This is a genomic window from Rhodothermales bacterium (genome assembly GCA_039944855.1).
Lineage (GTDB): Bacteria > Bacteroidota > Rhodothermia > Rhodothermales > JANQRZ01 > JBBSMX01.
On record JBDUXZ010000024.1, the window covers coordinates 16,998 to 32,901 of the forward strand.

Sequence of the window (15,904 nt, forward strand, 5' to 3'; positions counted from 1 at the left end):
CCTCTGACTGGGCCTATATTCTACGTCTTCGCAGGCGGGAGAGACCGGTCGGGCTCTCTGTACCATCATGGGCCTCGAATCGTCCTCTCACTCAACCCAGGCGGACTATGCATAGCGCACCCTCCTTCTCACTCTCTCGCACCTTCCTCGCGACGGTGCTCGCTCTCCTGTTGGCCGCGTCGCCTGCGTTTGCGCAGGATCTCGCGGATCGCCTCTGGACGGATGTCGTCTCGGCGTCGGTCACCACGGGCGCGGAGCGGCAGATCGTCCCGAACGCGTACCGGAGCGTCCGGATGGACGGGGCGCTGATGGCGAGTCTCTTGGCCGAGGCCCCGCTCGAAGCCGCCCCGTTTGACACCCGCAGTGGCGTGATCGTACCGTTGCCGACGCCCGACGGGGGCTTCGCGTCGTTCCGTGTTGTGGAAGCGCCCATCATGGAAGCAGGGCTCCAGGCGCGCTATCCCGAGCTGCGCACCTACTACGGCCGCGGCGTGGAAGCGAAGGGCTCTATGGTTCGCATCAGCGCCACGCCAGAAGGGTTCCACGCATTTGTGCTCGGGAAGGGCGGCAGCATGCTGATCGACCCGATGCAGGCCTTGGACACCGAGCACTACGTCGTCTATCGCAAGCGTGACTACGTGCCGGACCAGGCGCGCGTGCTCGAAGCCTTCGGCAACGAAGAAGTCATCGAGGCACCGGGCGATGACGAGCCGGTTGACGTGACGACGGCGCGGCCCGAGAACGGGGAGTTGCTCCGGACCTACCGCCTCGCGATGGCCGCCACGGGCGAGTACACCGCCTTCCACAGCGCGCGCCGGAACCGGCCGTCGAACGTAGCCGATGGCCTCGCCGCGATCATCATCGCGATGAACCGGGTCAACGGCATTTACGAGCGCGACCTCTCTGTGCGCATGGTGCTGATCGACGAGACTGACCAGGTCATCTATACCGACGGGACGTCGGATCCGTATACGAACAACAGCGGGGGGGCGATGCTCGGGGAGAACCAGTCGAACCTCGACGCCGTCATCGGGTCCGACAACTACGATGTCGGCCACGTCTTCTCGACGGGCGGCGGCGGCGTGGCCGGGCTCGGCGTCGTGTGCCGGACCGGGCAGAAGGGGCGCGGTGTGACCGGCCTTGGTTCGCCCATCAACGACATCTTCTACGTCGACTTCGTCTCCCACGAAATCGGCCACCAGTTCCGCGGCAACCACAGCTTCAACGGGAGTTCCGGCAACTGCAGCGGCGGCAACCGCAACGGCTCGACGGCCTACGAACCGGGGAGCGGCTCGACGATCATGGCCTACGCCGGCATCTGCAACCCGCAGAACCTACAGAACACCAGCGACGACTATTTCCACGCCGTATCGCTCATCGAGATCGTGAATTACATCTCGGTCGGCGCGGGCAACGACTGCGCCGAGGAGACGGAGACGGAGAACAGTCCGCCCGTCGTGATGTCCGACGTCGACGGCCTCTCGATCCCGATCGAAACCCCCTTCGTGCTCACTGGCAGTGCGGAGGACGACAACAACGACCCCGAGGATCTCACGTATACGTGGGAAGAGTTCGACCTCGGCCCGGCCGGCCCCCCGGCCGGAGGGACGGGGTGGAACGGGACGCCGCCGTTCTTCCGCTCGTTCGACCCCGTGGATGAGCCCGTCCGCTACTTCCCCGCCCTCGACCGCCTCATCGCAGGTAACCCGCCGGTGATCGGGGAAGGGCTCCCCTCTTCTGACGGGAGGCTCCGGTTCCGGCTCACCGCGCGCGACAACGCCGGCGGTATTGGCGACCTCCAGGTCACGCTCGACGTCGTCGAGGACGCCGGGCCGTTCGAGGTCACGTTCGCCAACGAAGGAGACCTCGTCTACGGCACGGGCTCCGAGCAGGAGGTCACGTGGGACGTGGCCGGCACCGACGCCGGCGACGTGAACACGCCGACCGTGGACATCCTCTTCTCCGCCGATGGCGGCGACACCTTCGACATCGTCCTCGCAGAGGGCACGGACAACGACGGCGCCGAACTCGTGACAATGCCGAGCGAGGTGACCGACGAAGCTCGCATCATGATCCGGGCCGTCGACAACGTTTTCTTCGCCGTGAATCGGGAGGAGTTCGCCCTCGAGATCGGGGTGGCGAACGAGGCCCGTCCCGAGGCCACGCACTCGCTCAGCGCCGTCTACCCGAACCCGTTCGGCGTGACGTCGTCGCGCGCCACGCTGAACCTGACGGTGGAGCAGAGCCAGGCCGTGCGCGTCGCGGTCTACGACGCGCTCGGGCGGCAGGTGGCCGTGCTCCACGACGGCACGCTCGCCGCCGGGCAGAACCGCCAGCTCTCGCTCGACGCGGCAGCGTTGGCGGGCGGCACGTACTTCGTCCGCGTCGTCGGCGAGACGTTCACCGACGTGCAGCAGATGACCGTCGTACGCTAGCGGACGGACAAGCCACAGGCAGGGCGGAAGGGGTTCCTATCCCTTCCGCCCTTTCTTTTTGGGCGGCGTGAAGAGGGAATGGACGCGAAACGTTCGCACCCTGACAGGGTTGTACCGGGCCACCACGAACGACGATACAGATGATGGAACGGCTCAAATGCAAGGCCTGCGGGTGCTATAGCATGGTCCCCGTGGCAATCGACAGCGATACGGAAGAGGACGAACTCCTACTCTTCACCGACGAACAGGAGTCCCGATTTTTCACCTGCCACGTGTGCGGCGACAACTGGCTCTCCGTGAAGCAGGTCGAGGAGGGAGACTGCCAGATCACGTTCGTCCACCAGATGGGGATGCAGCCCCTCCTCAAGCGCACCGCCCACATGGCGACGCCCATCGTGCTCAACGAAGGCACCGTCGGCCAGTGGAGCTACTACCTCGGCGACGACGAGGTCGCGGAGAGCGAGTGGCGTCACGTCCTCGGCAAGCGGCGCCGGGTCCTACGCGCGATCTGTACGAACTGAGCGCGCGGAGCGGGGAGTACAAAAAAACTGCTCGACTCGCCGGTCACCTCTCAAGGCTTCGGCGAGTCGAGCAGTTGTTCTTCCCGCATTAATAGGGTGGGGCGTTCTTGGCCCGCGACTACAACATAGGGGAATCCCCCAGCGAAGTCAAGGGCGTTCCACCAAAACGACGAGAAAGAGTTCCAGCGTGGGGCTCTTTCTCGCCGCTTGAGGGGCGGCCTGCTCAGTTCTCGATACGCAGCGTGGCGATGACCCCTGCGTGGTCGCTGGGCCACAGCAGGTCGCTGCCGACGGCGACGCGGTCCTCCGATTCATCTCCGACGATCTCAGCCGACAGCGTCTCTACGTTGCCGCGGTGGAGGATGAGGTCGATCCGCGTAGCGAACTCGGAGGTCATGTTGCGGAGGTCGGGAGCCTGGCAGCACGTCCCGCCATCGACACCGGCTTCAACGAAGGAGTCGGTATAGGTGACGTCCAGCAGGGCGTAGCTCCGGGTGCCGGAGCCGTCCGCCGGGCTGTTGAAATCGCCGACGAGCACGACGGGATTGGTTTCACTGCCGAGCGCTTCGATGAGTTCGAGCGCCTGGCCCTCCTGCGGCTGGCCCGGCGCGCCCGGCGGAAGCTGGACCTCCACCTCGAGGTGGGCATTGGCGAACGTGAACGTCACGTCGCCGACCGTCGCATCGACCCACTGCGCGCTCCGCGTGAACTCCAGCGTGTTGCCGCTGGCCGGGGGGACTTCGAGTCCGACCTGGATCTCGAACGTGCGGACCATCGGGTTCGCCGTCGTCACGCCCGAGCGGGCGAGGATCACGTCGCGGTCGGTGAGGCGGACGTCGAGGAAGTCCGTGGGGAGCATCGGGTTGGCGACGAGGGCCGTGGGCAGTTCCACGTCCGCGTTGTCCTCTTCGAGCACGACGCGGTAGTCGAGTCCACGCTCGCCCAACTCTGCCATGAGGATCGCGAGGAAGTCGATGGCGGGCGTCGAGGCATTGGGGGTCCGGGTGCCGGTGACGAAATCGCTCGGAGTCTGCGTCTGGTAGCGCGTGACCTCCTGCAAGCCGATGAGGTCGGGCGTCTCGGCCTCGATGATGTCAGCGATGGCCTCGGCGCGGAGGTCGAAGCGCGATGCTTGGACGGTCGCCCAGAGCGCGGTCGCCGCCGCGATGGCTTCGGCTTGGGTCGTCGTCGCCGTGACGGGGAAGAGGTCGCCGCCGAGGTAGAGGTTGTAGCTCATCACCTTGACGTCGGCGGAGACGCCTTCGGGTTCGGGGTCGTCGCTGTCGCAGCCAGCGAGGGGGAGGACGGCGAGGAGCAGGAGCGTGGCGAGGCCGACAGGCCATGCGTGGAGCAGTCGTTTCATGTCGAGAAAGGGCGTAGTGGGTATAATCGTGGGGCGCCCGGTGTCGCGGCACCCCACGTATTGGCTATGTTAGACGGACAAGATAGGAGCGCAGATATGAAACTCCGAACGATCAGCGTGCTCGGCTGTGGCTGGCTCGGGCTCCCCCTCGCCGAGGCCCTCGCACGCACGGGACATACCGTCCGCGGCAGCACCACCTCAGCGGAGAAGCTAGAACGGCTCGAAGCCGCCGGCATCGAGCCCCACCGCATCGTCCTCGGCGACGAGGTCGAGGGCGACGACCCCGAGGCCTTTTTCGAAGCTGACGTGCTCGTCTTCTGCGTCCCGCCCTCGGGGAGCACCGCTTCGTACCCGGCCGTGGCGAGCGCCGTCCGCCGCGCTGCCGAGAGGGCCGGCACGGGCTGGGTGCTGATGACGAGTTCCACCTCCGTCTACCCCGACCTCGACGGCGTCGTGACGGAGTCCGATGCCGGGGCGCACGAGGGCGTCCCGCTGCGGCGGAACGGAGAGGACGTGCTGGTCGCCGAGCGTGTGTTCTACGGGGCGACAGCGTTCGATACGACGATCCTCCGGCTGGCCGGACTGTACGGATACGGCCGGCACCCGGCCCGCTACTTCGCAGGAAAACGCGACCTCGCGGGCGGTGAAGCCCCCGTCAACCTCGTCCATCGCGACGACGTGATCGGGGCGGTGATGGCCGTGCTGGAGCATGAGGCGCGCGGCGCGACGTTCAACGTCTGCGCCGACCATCACCCGACGCGCAACCGACTCTACCCCGCGACCGCGGAGCGCCTGGGGCTGGAGCCGCCGACGTTCAACGGCGCCGAGGCCGACGGCTACAAGATCGTGTCGAGCCAACGGCTCCGGGACCGGCTCGACTTCCGCTTCGCGTACCCCGACCCAATGACCCCTGCGCCGTAGCGGCAAAAAAGAAGAGGGCGCTCGTCGGAGCGCCCTCTTCGGCATTCGGGGGACTCAGTCGTTCAGCCTTTGCCGCCGAACATCCCCATGAATTTGGTGGCGAAGGGGACCGAGCCGCGGAGTTTCACTTTGCCCGACATCATCGCCATCATCGGGTTGGTCTGGCCGTTCTCGACGCTGAGCCACACGTCGGCGGGGGCGCTGAGGGTGAGCGTCGGGTCGTCGACGGTGCCTTCGGAGACGTCAACCTGCTGATCGTGGACGTGGATGACGTAGTTGCCGCCGCCCTCGCCGCTGAGGTTCATCTGCACGGTGTCGTCAACGCCTTCGGCCTTGTCGGCGTTGAAGCGCTGGGGGTAGGAAGCGATCACTTCGTCGATGGAGCTGTAGCGAGGCATAGGAGTGCGAGGTGGGCGAGCGGAAGGGGAGGCCCAAGACGAACGGGCTGCGACGGGAAGATAACACCGTTAAGCGCGTGTCCGAAAGCCCGCACCGAAAGACGATGCGGGGCGGGCCGACGCGGACGGCGTCAGACGTTCCGGGGGAGGAGTTCGAGCTTCACGCGCGCGGTGCCGCGCTTCAGCATGCCGATCTGCTTCGCGGCCGCCTTCGAGAGGTCGATGACGCGCTGGCCGTGGAAGGGGCCGCGGTCGTTGATGCGGACAACGACCGCGTCACCGGTACGCGTGTTCGTGACGCGGACGCGGCTGCCGAGCGGGAGCGTCCGGTGGGCGGCGGTCAGCTTCGTGGGGTCGAAGCGTTCCCCGCTGGCCGTGGGGTTGCCGGCGAGTTCCTCGCCGTAGTAGCTGGCGTCGCCATCGCCGAGCGGCTTAGCAGGCGCGGCCTCCGGTGCGGCTTCGGCCGAGCGAGCCGGCGCTTCCGGCGCAGTAGCGTCGAGCCCGCGTGGGGCATTCGTGACGCCTTCGACGCCGGCCTTGCCTGTGCCGAGCGGGACGGGCTCCGGCTGCTCGTTGGCCTGGACGACCGTGAAGGCCGCTAGCGCTACGAGCGCGACGGCTGTGGTCGCGGCGACGGTGCGGTAGAGCGTAATGCGACGACGGAGTCCGCGGAACGCCCGTGCGAGCGGGACGCGCTTCCGTCGTGTAGGGAGGGATTCGTGGTCGCGGTGGGGAGCGTCATGCATAAACGAGAGCCCGAGGGCACTTGTGAGTGTGGCGCTAAAACTAACAGGTCTTGTACGGGCGCGGCCCCCGTGCTCGTTCCGCTACGGCTCCAGACTCACGATACCTCCGCGGAATGCGCCGAAACGGAGTCAATTTCGGAACTGCATCAAGGTGTCGAGCCGTACAACACGTCCCATCTCTCCTTCGCCTATCATCCGATCCATGTCGCAATTCATCTGTGCCGTCAGCACCGCCGCTTCGTCCAACACCCCCGCCGCCTACGTCCTCACCGAACAGGCCACGCGCAACGGGGACGATCAGCCGGGGTATTACATCCGGGATGTCGGTCACTTCGGCGACGACGACCCGGTGGAGACGATTCAGGATCTCCTCGCCGATGAGGAGCAGTACGCCGGGCGCGTCACCGTTGTGGTGATGGGCGGGCAGAAAATGGCCGACCGCTTCGGCAAAGTTGGACTGAGCGCCGTGCCCGTCGAAGTCGGCGGGAGCGGGGGCGATGACACGCTCCGCGTAACGGAGCAGACGCTCGTCGACACGTTCGAGGCCGTGTACCGGCACCGCACCGTCGAGATGCCGAACGAGGACGAGAAACTTTCGGCCGTGCTCGCTGCCCTTTACGGCGCGATGAGCGACGACGCCGGGGCGACCGAGGCCTCGCCGCAGATGGAAGCCCTCGCCCGCGAAGAGACGACCGGCATTCCCACCGAGACGATTCCCGAGGACGGCCCGAAGCCGGCCGTGCCCGAGCTCTCCGGTTCCAGCGCCGCGGTCGGTGTCGCCAAGATCGGCGGTGACGCCGACGACCGCACGGCGACCGTAGCTGAGGCGATGACGGCTCCGCCGCGCCGCCACGGGCTCGAAGACGACAGCAACGCCGGGCCCGCCAGTCTCGGCGAGCACCGGGACCTCGCCCTCGCCCTCGCGCTCTCGTGCTGGTACGGTGAGTACGACGCCGACGAGCTCCCGATGACAGACCAGGCCGACGAGACGGCGCGCGACGCCCGCGTGCGCGAGAAGCGCCGTCGGCAGGCGCAGGACAAGAAGAATCGGTAGGGCGAGCGCAGACACACGGGCGCGGGGCGACGGGAGTGTATCCCCTCGCCCCGCGCTCATTTCGTATGACTACGCACTGTCGTTTACGCGCCGTGCTCGGTGCGGATCTGCCGGGAGAGTCGCCACGCCATCCAGCCAAGGAACCCGACACCCAGGACGAGTACGGCCCACAGCAGGAGCCGCTGTGTCGGGATCTCGTCCGACGGTCGGAGCGCGGCCGGACCTGCGAGGTCGAACGGTTCGCCGACGCTTGCCGGAGAAACCAACGCGGAAGCTCCGACGCGGGGCACACTGCCGAGTACGGTGGATGGGCTGAGTCCGGCCGGCTCTGCCGCATAGCTGCCGAAGGCGAGGCGGAACGGGTCGGTTCCGCGCGCGACGAATAGCACCGTCTCGGGCACGTAGCCAACCTCGAGCGCTGGCGGCTGCTGGCCGAGAGCCCCCTCGGGCTCGACCGTCAGCCGCCAGTAGCGGGCGGACGTGGGGGCGAACGAGAAATCGGGCGTCGTCAGTTCGGTGCCGTCGATGCGGAGGCGGTAGATCGGGCCGGAGGCGCGCGTGCGCCACGGGCCGTCCGGCGTCTCCGCGGATGCGAGCGTGGCGCTCGCGAGCGTGTTGACTTCGGGCAGCGCGATGCGTGCGCCGTCGGCGGGCGGCCGGGCGTCGAGGTCGAAGGTGTACATGGAGCCCGACGCGTCGAGCAGCGGGGCCGGCAGCCACGCGCGCTCCACCGGCCGCTCGGCCTCGACGACCTCGGCTTCGGCGCGGGTGAGCGGCGGCAGCGTTTCGTCCTCGGGCCACGTCACGCGGAGAAAGCGCGCCGTCGTCGGCACGTCGAAGGCGACCGTGCGGCGGACGAGCCGCTGATCGCCCTGCCGGAGATCGGCGAGCGCGGCGTCGCGGACGAGCGGCGTCCACCGGGCGAGGTCGGAACTCGCGCCGATCTGCACGGACGTCACGAAGCTCGGCGCGTCGTCGGCCCACGAAAAGGTGAGGCGGCGGATCGGGCGATCGGTGCCGCGGGTGTCGAGGAGGTAGGCTGCGCGCGGTCGGTCGGCACGATCGGTGCGCGGGGCGAGTTCGACGACCGTGCCGGTGGCGTCGCGGCGGACAGTGAGGGCGGGATCGCTCGCGCGCGTCGTATCGCTGAGGACGAAGAAGGGGAGGGCGACGGTGCGGACGGAGCGCGTGCTCGACGCCGGGCGCTCGACGGCGTGCGGCACGGGCTCGTCGGAGGCGTTGAACACGCGGAGGTCGCCGAGGTCGGTGCGGACGGCGCTGCGGTAGACGGCGGGCGGCACCGTGACGCGGTAGATCGGCCCGTCGCCGTCGAGCGTGAGGTCGGCACCGAACGCGAAGTCGGACGGGGCGACCTGCGCCGTCGCGACGGACGCGGCGAATAGGAAGAGGAGCGGCAGCAGACGCATCGGCGGGCGAGAGTTTGAGACTGTTTAGTAACTATCGATGGGAAGTCCCCCTCCTGACAGGAGGGGACAGGGGTGGTAGAAAGCGGGCCGCGGAAGCGTTCCTGGTCTACCCCCTCCCCGCTGCGCGGGACTCCCCCTGTCCAGGGGGAGGGCACTATTGCCCGCTGCCACATAGTATCTAAACTGCCTGCTTAGGATAGGACCATTGGCTCGGGCTCGACGTCTTCGGGCTCATCGCGGCGGGGCGGGGCGGGCGAGAAGTACCCGATCAGGAGGACCAGCAGGCCGACGCCGACGAACGACACGATGCGCGCGAGCGTGCCGGCGTTCGAGAGGTCCACGACGAGCAGCTTGACGCCGACGAGCGCGAGGAGCGCCGCGCCGACGAACCACGGCGTCCGCAGCCGGAGCCGCGTCGCCGCGATCATCACCGCCATCGCCAGCAGCGCCCACGTGATCGAGAGCGCGGTCTGGAAGAGCGTCGAGGCGAAGAGGATGTCCGGGTCGAACGGGACGGCAGCGAGGTGGTGCACCGCGCGGGCCACGAACCCGCTGACGGCGACGAACACGCCGAGGCTGAGTGCGCTGTAGAGCAGCGATGCCGTAGCGGGCGTCGTGCGCTCGGCGCGGATGAGCACGCGGACGTAGAGCGCGAGCACGAGGAGCGAGGCGATGTGGGCGAGGTCGAACGGGTTGAGGAGCGGGAGGTACGGCAGCGGCGACGGATCGCCCGCGCTGTAGAGGTCCGTGAGGATCGACCACCCGAGGAGGGCCACGGCGAGCCCGCCCGCGCCGATCCGGAGGTAGGCCGTTCGGTGCGACGCCATCCACCGCGCGAGCACATCCGGCGGGCGCATCACCGCGAGCACGAGCGCGGCGAGCACGACGCCGACGCCGGCCTCGGCCCAGCCTGCGCCGCCGTCGGTCCACCGGTCCAGCAGCCACGCCACTTCGCGCGTAGCGACGAGCGCGAAGAGCCACAGCGCCGCCGCGTGCGCGACGCCGAGGCGGCGGGGGAGCGTCGCGCCCTCGCGCCGCCACAGCACGACGCCGAGGAGGACGAACGCCAGCGGCCACGCCAGCCAGCCGCCGTGCGCGAGGGGGTGCTCGTGGAAGAAGAGGAAGAACGGGAGGAGGAGGTAGCCCGCGCCGAGCCCGAGCGGCAGCGCCGTCGCGCCGAGCGCCGGCCACCGCAGCGAGCGAGCCAACTCCACGAATCCCCACACCGAGACGGCGAAGAATGTCAGCAGCACGCTCGCCACGGAGTCGTCGGGAATCCGGTCGGCGAAGAACGTCAGCCCGCTCGCGCTCCAGAGGTAGACGCCGAGCAGGAGAACGACCGGGCTTAGCCGGCGCTCCCACGGGCGCACGCCGTCGCTCGCGTGGAGCCAGTACGCCGACGCGCCGAGCGTGAGCGCGGCCAGCCAGCCCGAGAGCCGCACGCCGAGCGGCACCGCGTCGAACGCGAGCGCGTCCTCGCCGACGAGCAGGAAAACAGCGACGAGTTGGAGCCCGAGGCCGGAGATCCGCAGCCACAGTCGCCGCTGCCGCACGCCCGTCCACACGAGCGCCGCCCCTTCGAGCAGCCACAGCGCGCCCGACCACACGGCGTCGAGCGCGAACGGGATCGTGAGCGTGGCAAACGTCAGCCCAATCGCGAAGAACGCCTCGACGAGCGGGCGCGTCTCGGGGCGCTCCGACCGCGCGAGCGCTGTCGCCGTGCCGAGATAAATCAGGGCGAGGGCGAACGCGCTCCACGCCCGCCCGAACTCGAACGGCTCGACGAGCACGGCTTGCAGCGCGAACGCCGCGACGGGCAGGCCGAACACGAGCGAGCCGTCAATCGGCGCGTTGAGGCGCGGGGCGCGGCGGCGCGTGGCGAGGACGGGGATCGCGAAGTAGAGCGCGAAGAACAGGAGCAGGAACGGCTCCGTTGAGGCGAACAGCGCAGGCTCGTAATTCAATCCGCCCCAGAGGCCGCCGATGACGAACGTGCAGACGAAGCCGACGAGGTAGAGCGAGCGCCACGACTTGACGTACGCGATCGCGAACACGCCCGCGTTGAGCACGGCGTAGTACGAGAAGAGCAGGACGTGGTCGCCCTGCCCGGTCGAGGCCAGCACGGGGGCGCCGAAGCCGCCGAGCACGCCGACGACGGCGAGGACGGGCGCGTTCTGCACGATCGCGAGCACGGCCGAGAACGCGGCGATCGCAGCCAGCAACACGAACGCGGGCGCGGGCGGGAGCACGTCGTAGAGTTGGAATGCGGCAAACACCGTGAGGTACATCACCGCCACGCCGCCGCCCTGCAACGTCACCGCGTAGACCTCGGCCCGGCGGCGCAGCAGCCACCCCGCGACGACGAGCGCGAGCCCGGCCGCGGCCGTCGCCAGGAGGCGGATCTCGATCGAGAGGTAGCCCTGCTCGGTCGCGTAGCCGATGAGGAAAACGAGCCCCACGAACAGCATCGCAATCCCGATGCGCGCGAGCGGGTTGCCGCCCGTCAACAGCGTCCACGCCTGCGCGACGAGCGACGGCTCGGCGGGCTCGCGCTCCACAACAGGCGGCGGTACCGGGCGCGGATCCGCCGCTGGCTCGGCGTCGAACTCGGGCGGCGGATCGTGAGCCGAGATCGGGTCGCGCAGTTCGACGGGCTTCGCGACGGGCTCCGTCGGCACGAACTCCTCCGGCATCGCTTCGGGCGAGACCTCGTCCACCGGGATGTCAGCGGTCGCAGAGACGGGGGCGGCGGTGCCGCGCGTTTCGAGGTCGAGGACGCGGTCGGAGAGGGTCTCGATCTCTTCCCGCATTTCGAGGAAGAGGGCCGCTGCGAACCCGATCGCCGCCCCGATCAGCAGGCCGGACGAGGTGAACGTCGAGACCCCGGCGAAGGCACCGAGCGCGGTCAGCAGGATGCGGCGTTTCATAGGCGGGGCTCGTGGGGAAGCCCGAAATTAGATCGGCGGAGGTCGGGAGGCAACGCGGGCGACCTTTTCGACGCAGAGCGGGGAGGCGTACCTTCCGCCGCCCCTCCACTATTCGCCCCGCCATGCGCTCTCTCGCTCTGCTCCTCCTCGCGCTCGCCGCCCCCGTCGTCGCGCAGCCGACCCCCGATGCCTCGCCCTTCCGCGCCACCGCCGACCGCATCATCGACGCCGCCCTCGCCGACAGCACAGCGTACGTCCGGCTCGCGGAGATGGCCGACGCCTTCGGCCATCGCCTCAGCGGAAGCCAGGCCCTCGAAGACGCCATCGACTGGATGCTGGAGATGATGGAGGCCGACGGGCTCGACAACGTCCGAGGCGAGCCGGTGATGGTCCCGCACTGGGTCCGCGGCGAGGAGTCGGTGACGCTCATCGAGCCCCGGCGCGAGCGGCTCGCGATGCTCGGCATCGGGAATAGCGTCGGGACGCCGGAGGGCGGCGTCACGGCCGAGGTCCTCGTCGTCGGCTCCTTCGATGAACTGGCGCGGCGGGCGGACGAAGTGCCGGGCAAGATCGTCCTCTTCAACGTGCCGTTCACGACCTACGGGCAGACGGTGCCGTACCGCACGCGCGGCGCGAACGAGGCCGCCCGCTACGGCGCCGTCGCGAGCCTCGTCCGCTCGGTCGGGCCGGTCTCGCTCCAGACTCCGCACACCGGCACGCTCGTCTACGACGACGACCTCCCGCGCATCCCCCACGCCGCGCTCACGATCGAGGGGGCCGAGATGCTCCAGCGGATGCAGGACCGTGGCGACCGCGTCGTGGTGAACCTCGACATGGAGGCCGAGATGCTGCCCGACGCGCTCTCGCACAACGTCGTCGCCGAGCTTCGCGGGCGCGAGACGCCGGAGGAGATCGTCGTCATCGGCGGCCACATCGACTCGTGGGACGTGGGGCAGGGCGTCGTGGACGATGCCGGCGGCGTCGTCGCGTCGTGGGAAGCCGTGCGGTTGCTCAAAGAACTCGGGCTCCGGCCGCGCCGCACGATCCGCGTCGTCGGGTGGACGAACGAGGAGAACGGGCTGCGCGGCGGCCGGGCTTACCGCGACGCCCACCTCGACGAACTCGACGACCACGTCCTCGCCGTCGAGACCGATGGTGGCGTGTTCACGCCCGTCTCTTTCGGCGTCACGGCGAGCGACGAAGCGTTCGCCATGCTGGATCCGTTGAACGAATTGCTTGCGCCCGTCATGGCGGCGACCGAGGCGCGGACGGAGACGGGGATCACGCGCGGCGGCGGTGGGGCCGACATCGGCCCGATCATGGCGGAGGGCGTCCCCGGCGCGGGCCTCAGCGTGGACGGCTCGACGTACTTCTGGGTCCACCACACCGAGGCCGATACGATGGACAAGATCGACGTGCGCGAGCTGCAGCGGTGCGTGGCGGCGCTCGCCGTCCTCGCCTACTACGTCGCCGAGCTGCCCGAGCGGCTGCCGCGCTGAGGGGCGTACGGTTTCGTTTGGATTCGGGTGAGTAGAGGGTTTACTTGGTGTTAGGGGCGGCGCTCGCCGTGCCGTCCGCTCACCGACCGGGCCTCGCCATGAACGCCGTTCGCTACGTCCTGCTCGCCCTCTTCGCGCTCGCTCCTGTATGCGCCTCCGCGCAGGGGCCGGACAGTGTCCACGTTGAATACCAGGGGACTGAGTATCCCGGTTACGGGGCCGCCTTCGGCCAGCGATTTAACCTCGGAGAGGAGATCGGGCCGCTTCCGCTCGTCACCGTCGAGTCCGGTCCAACGGGAGAGTTCCCCGATTCGCCTCCGGATGAGGGCTGCAACCCTTACACGCCCGAGAGCGCGGCCGAGGTCGAGGGCAACATCGCGATCGTCGAGCGCGGCGTATGCACGTTCGTCCTCAAGGTGCAGAATGCGGTCGCCGCCGGTGCCGTCGCCGTCGTCGTCTTCAACGACGAGCGCGAAGGGCCCGAGAGCGAGACGCTCGTTCAGATGGGCGGCGACTGCGAACCAGAGGAGGGCTGCACGATCCCAGCGGCCTTCATCTCCCGCGCCAGCGGTCTGGAGATCCTCACGAACTTGGAGTTCGGCGGGCCTGCTATCATCATCCCGATTCGCGTGAGCTATGAGCTGCCGTGCTTCCACTGTGTGGGCACGCACGACACGGGCACGGTCAAGTTCGACGTGTTCGACCAAGGCTTCCTCGGTACAGACATTGGGTTCGCTGGACAAGGCTTCGTCTTCGATGGGGTCAACGGCCTCTTCGTGAGCACCGTCCTCGTCGGCGTGGACGGCAACGTAGCTACGAACCCCTACGACGGGGCGTCCGAATGGACGAGGTTTGGTGACGGGATGATGCTCCCCGCTCCGTTCCCGGAGCCGTTCGACGACTTCGACCAGGGCTTCATCGCCGCGTTCGAGAACACCGACCTCGGCGTCCGCGTGACGGAGCGCTCGTACTCCCGCGCGGGCGATCCCTTCGTGATCGTCGAACTCGAGGTGGAGAACGTCTCGGGCAGCGATCTCGAAGATGTCTACGTCGGCATCTTCGCCGATTGGGACGCGGGCACGACGTCCGCCGACGATCGCGGCGGGGTGAACGAGGAGTTGGGCCTCGTCTACGTCTTCGACCCTGTCGAGGCTGGGCCGTACTTCGGTGTATCCTGGTCCGAGAAGGCCATGGGCCCGCTCTCCGGCTACAGCACCGACACGGCGATGGGCACGGACGCCCAACTGTGGGAGGCGCTCACGACGGCGGTCGCGCCGGGCGCTGAGCCGGCCGAGCGCGCGGCCGTCACCGGCACCGGCCCGTACGACCTCGCGGCGGGCTCGTCGCAGACGGTCCGCTTCGCCTTCGTCGCGGGCGTGGACCTCGCCGACCTCCTCGCGAATGCGCGGCGGGCCCAACTCCCCATCGCCACATCCGCGGAGGCGACGCCGGCCGGCACGTTCGCGCTCGGCGCGGCGTACCCGAACCCGCTCTCGGACCGGGCGACGATCGGCTTCACGCTGCCGACGGCGCAGCGCGTCCGGCTCGCGGTCTACGACGTGCTCGGGCGCGAGGTGGCCGTGCTCGTCGATGGCGCGCGGCCGGCCGGGGCACAGGCGGTGGCGTTCGACGCGGCGGGGCTTCCGAGCGGGGTTTATCTTTACCGGCTCGAAGTCACGGACCCCGCTCGCGGTGCGGGCGGGACCGTGCTCACGCAGCGGCTCACGCTCGTCCGCTGACGCCGTCCCGCATTCCCATCGCATCGCCCCGCATGTCCCGCAACCTCACGGTCCTCGTCTTCGCCATCGCCACGCTCGTCGCCTGCAACGCAGAGCCGGACCGGGCCGAGCCCACCGTCACCGAGGCGACCGTCCCCGACGTGCGGGCGGACACCCTCATCGCCGACCCGCGCCCGAACACGGAAACCGACGCCGACCCGAAGGCGCAGGCGCTCAACGTCGCGCTGGACTCGCTCGAAGCGTTCGTGAGCGTGCTCGCGCGGGTGGAGGGGCCGATCGCGGCGTGGAACCAGGCGGAGGATGCGGCCCGGCTTCTGCGCTACCTGGAGCAGAACCGCGCCGCATTCGCCCTCGACATGTCGGAGGAGGAGGCGATGGAGCGCTACCCCGCTCAGATCCGCCGGCTCAACGAACTGGAAGCGCGCCGCTCGGCCGAACTCAGGCGGATCGACAGGGACGGCGTCGCCGGGCGCGTGCTCGTGGAGGAGATGGCGAAGGCGGACGCGGCGGCAGAGGCGGCCGGGCAGTAGCGCGTCGCCGAAGCGGCGCCCTGCGACTCAGCGGACGCGGCGCACGGGAGTCCAGCGAGCGCGGACGACGGGCGGGCGGAGCGGGGCACGGTCGCGCCGGCGCGGGGCCGGGGGCACGGTCGGGAGCGGCGACTGCGGATCGGGCGGCGGCGGGGGCTCGTCGGGTCCGTCTTCGCCGCGTCGCCGGACGAGGTGCCACGCGTACACCCCGATCAAAAATGGCATCAGGCCGAAGAGGAGAAAGAGAGCGCCGAGCATGGCAGGCTGCCGGGAATCGTCATTTTCTAGCAGATAGGTACGGGGTCTACTTCAATCCTTCATCGAAGGTTCTACCCGGGCGTGAT

At 69.0% G+C, this 15,904-nt stretch carries 13 protein-coding genes; 7 read left to right on the top strand and 6 right to left on the bottom strand.

Annotation, left to right across the window (positions count from 1 at the left end):
- The first annotated feature begins 107 nt into the window (after positions 1-107).
- A complete protein-coding gene (locus ABJF88_12810) occupies positions 108-2,435 on the top strand; it encodes a reprolysin-like metallopeptidase (protein ID MEP0547807.1) in 2,328 nt (775 codons plus the stop codon).
- A gap of 191 nt (positions 2,436-2,626) precedes the next feature.
- A complete protein-coding gene (locus ABJF88_12815) occupies positions 2,627-2,956 on the top strand; it encodes a hypothetical protein (GenBank protein MEP0547808.1) in 330 nt (109 codons plus the stop codon).
- 223 nt (positions 2,957-3,179) lie between these two features.
- Here the strand turns inward: ABJF88_12815 and ABJF88_12820 are convergent, their stop codons facing one another.
- Positions 3,180-4,319: an endonuclease/exonuclease/phosphatase family protein gene (locus ABJF88_12820; GenBank protein ID MEP0547809.1), complete on the bottom strand. Its 1,140-nt coding sequence runs from the start codon at positions 4,317-4,319 to the stop codon at positions 3,180-3,182.
- A gap of 96 nt (positions 4,320-4,415) precedes the next feature.
- Between ABJF88_12820 and ABJF88_12825 the strand changes: the two genes are divergently transcribed.
- The gene (locus ABJF88_12825; GenBank protein MEP0547810.1) at positions 4,416-5,240 is read left to right on the top strand and encodes an SDR family oxidoreductase; all 825 of its coding nucleotides are present in this window, start codon (positions 4,416-4,418) and stop codon (positions 5,238-5,240) included.
- Between the two features lie 62 nt (positions 5,241-5,302).
- Here the strand turns inward: ABJF88_12825 and ABJF88_12830 are convergent, their stop codons facing one another.
- Together ABJF88_12830 and ABJF88_12835 are read right to left on the bottom strand one after the other, a co-directional pair.
- Positions 5,303-5,638 (bottom strand): SCP2 sterol-binding domain-containing protein, encoded by a 336-nt coding sequence (locus tag ABJF88_12830; protein MEP0547811.1) that lies wholly within the window; start codon positions 5,636-5,638, stop codon positions 5,303-5,305.
- Positions 5,639-5,769: 131 nt separating this feature from the next.
- Positions 5,770-6,384: a septal ring lytic transglycosylase RlpA family protein gene (locus ABJF88_12835; protein ID MEP0547812.1), complete on the bottom strand. Its 615-nt coding sequence runs from the start codon at positions 6,382-6,384 to the stop codon at positions 5,770-5,772.
- A 202-nt stretch (positions 6,385-6,586) separates the two neighbouring features.
- Between ABJF88_12835 and ABJF88_12840 the strand changes: the two genes are divergently transcribed.
- Positions 6,587-7,438, top strand: a complete 852-nt coding sequence (locus ABJF88_12840; GenBank protein MEP0547813.1) for a hypothetical protein — start codon at positions 6,587-6,589, stop codon at positions 7,436-7,438.
- An 83-nt stretch (positions 7,439-7,521) separates the two neighbouring features.
- Here ABJF88_12840 and ABJF88_12845 read toward each other — a convergent pair whose 3' ends face one another.
- Positions 7,522-8,865, bottom strand: coding sequence for a DUF3999 domain-containing protein (locus tag ABJF88_12845; protein ID MEP0547814.1), 1,344 nt, complete (start codon positions 8,863-8,865; stop codon positions 7,522-7,524).
- 191 nt (positions 8,866-9,056) lie between these two features.
- On the bottom strand, positions 9,057-11,792 hold the full coding sequence (locus tag ABJF88_12850) for a DUF2339 domain-containing protein (GenBank protein MEP0547815.1): 2,736 nt from the start codon (positions 11,790-11,792) through the stop codon (positions 9,057-9,059).
- Between the two features lie 122 nt (positions 11,793-11,914).
- Between ABJF88_12850 and ABJF88_12855 the strand changes: the two genes are divergently transcribed.
- The 3 genes from ABJF88_12855 to ABJF88_12865 all read left to right on the top strand — a co-directional run bounded on the left by ABJF88_12855 (position 11,915) and on the right by ABJF88_12865 (position 15,560).
- A complete protein-coding gene (locus tag ABJF88_12855) occupies positions 11,915-13,291 on the top strand; it encodes a M28 family metallopeptidase (protein ID MEP0547816.1) in 1,377 nt (458 codons plus the stop codon).
- 98 nt (positions 13,292-13,389) lie between these two features.
- A complete protein-coding gene (locus tag ABJF88_12860) occupies positions 13,390-15,030 on the top strand; it encodes a PA domain-containing protein (GenBank protein MEP0547817.1) in 1,641 nt (546 codons plus the stop codon).
- Positions 15,031-15,062: 32 nt separating this feature from the next.
- Entirely contained in the window at positions 15,063-15,560 is a 498-nt protein-coding gene (locus ABJF88_12865) for a hypothetical protein (protein ID MEP0547818.1), read from the top strand.
- A gap of 27 nt (positions 15,561-15,587) precedes the next feature.
- Here ABJF88_12865 and ABJF88_12870 read toward each other — a convergent pair whose 3' ends face one another.
- Complete coding sequence (locus tag ABJF88_12870) at positions 15,588-15,818, bottom strand: hypothetical protein (GenBank protein ID MEP0547819.1); 231 nt, start codon at positions 15,816-15,818, stop codon at positions 15,588-15,590.
- Between the last annotated feature and the right edge of the window lie 86 nt (positions 15,819-15,904).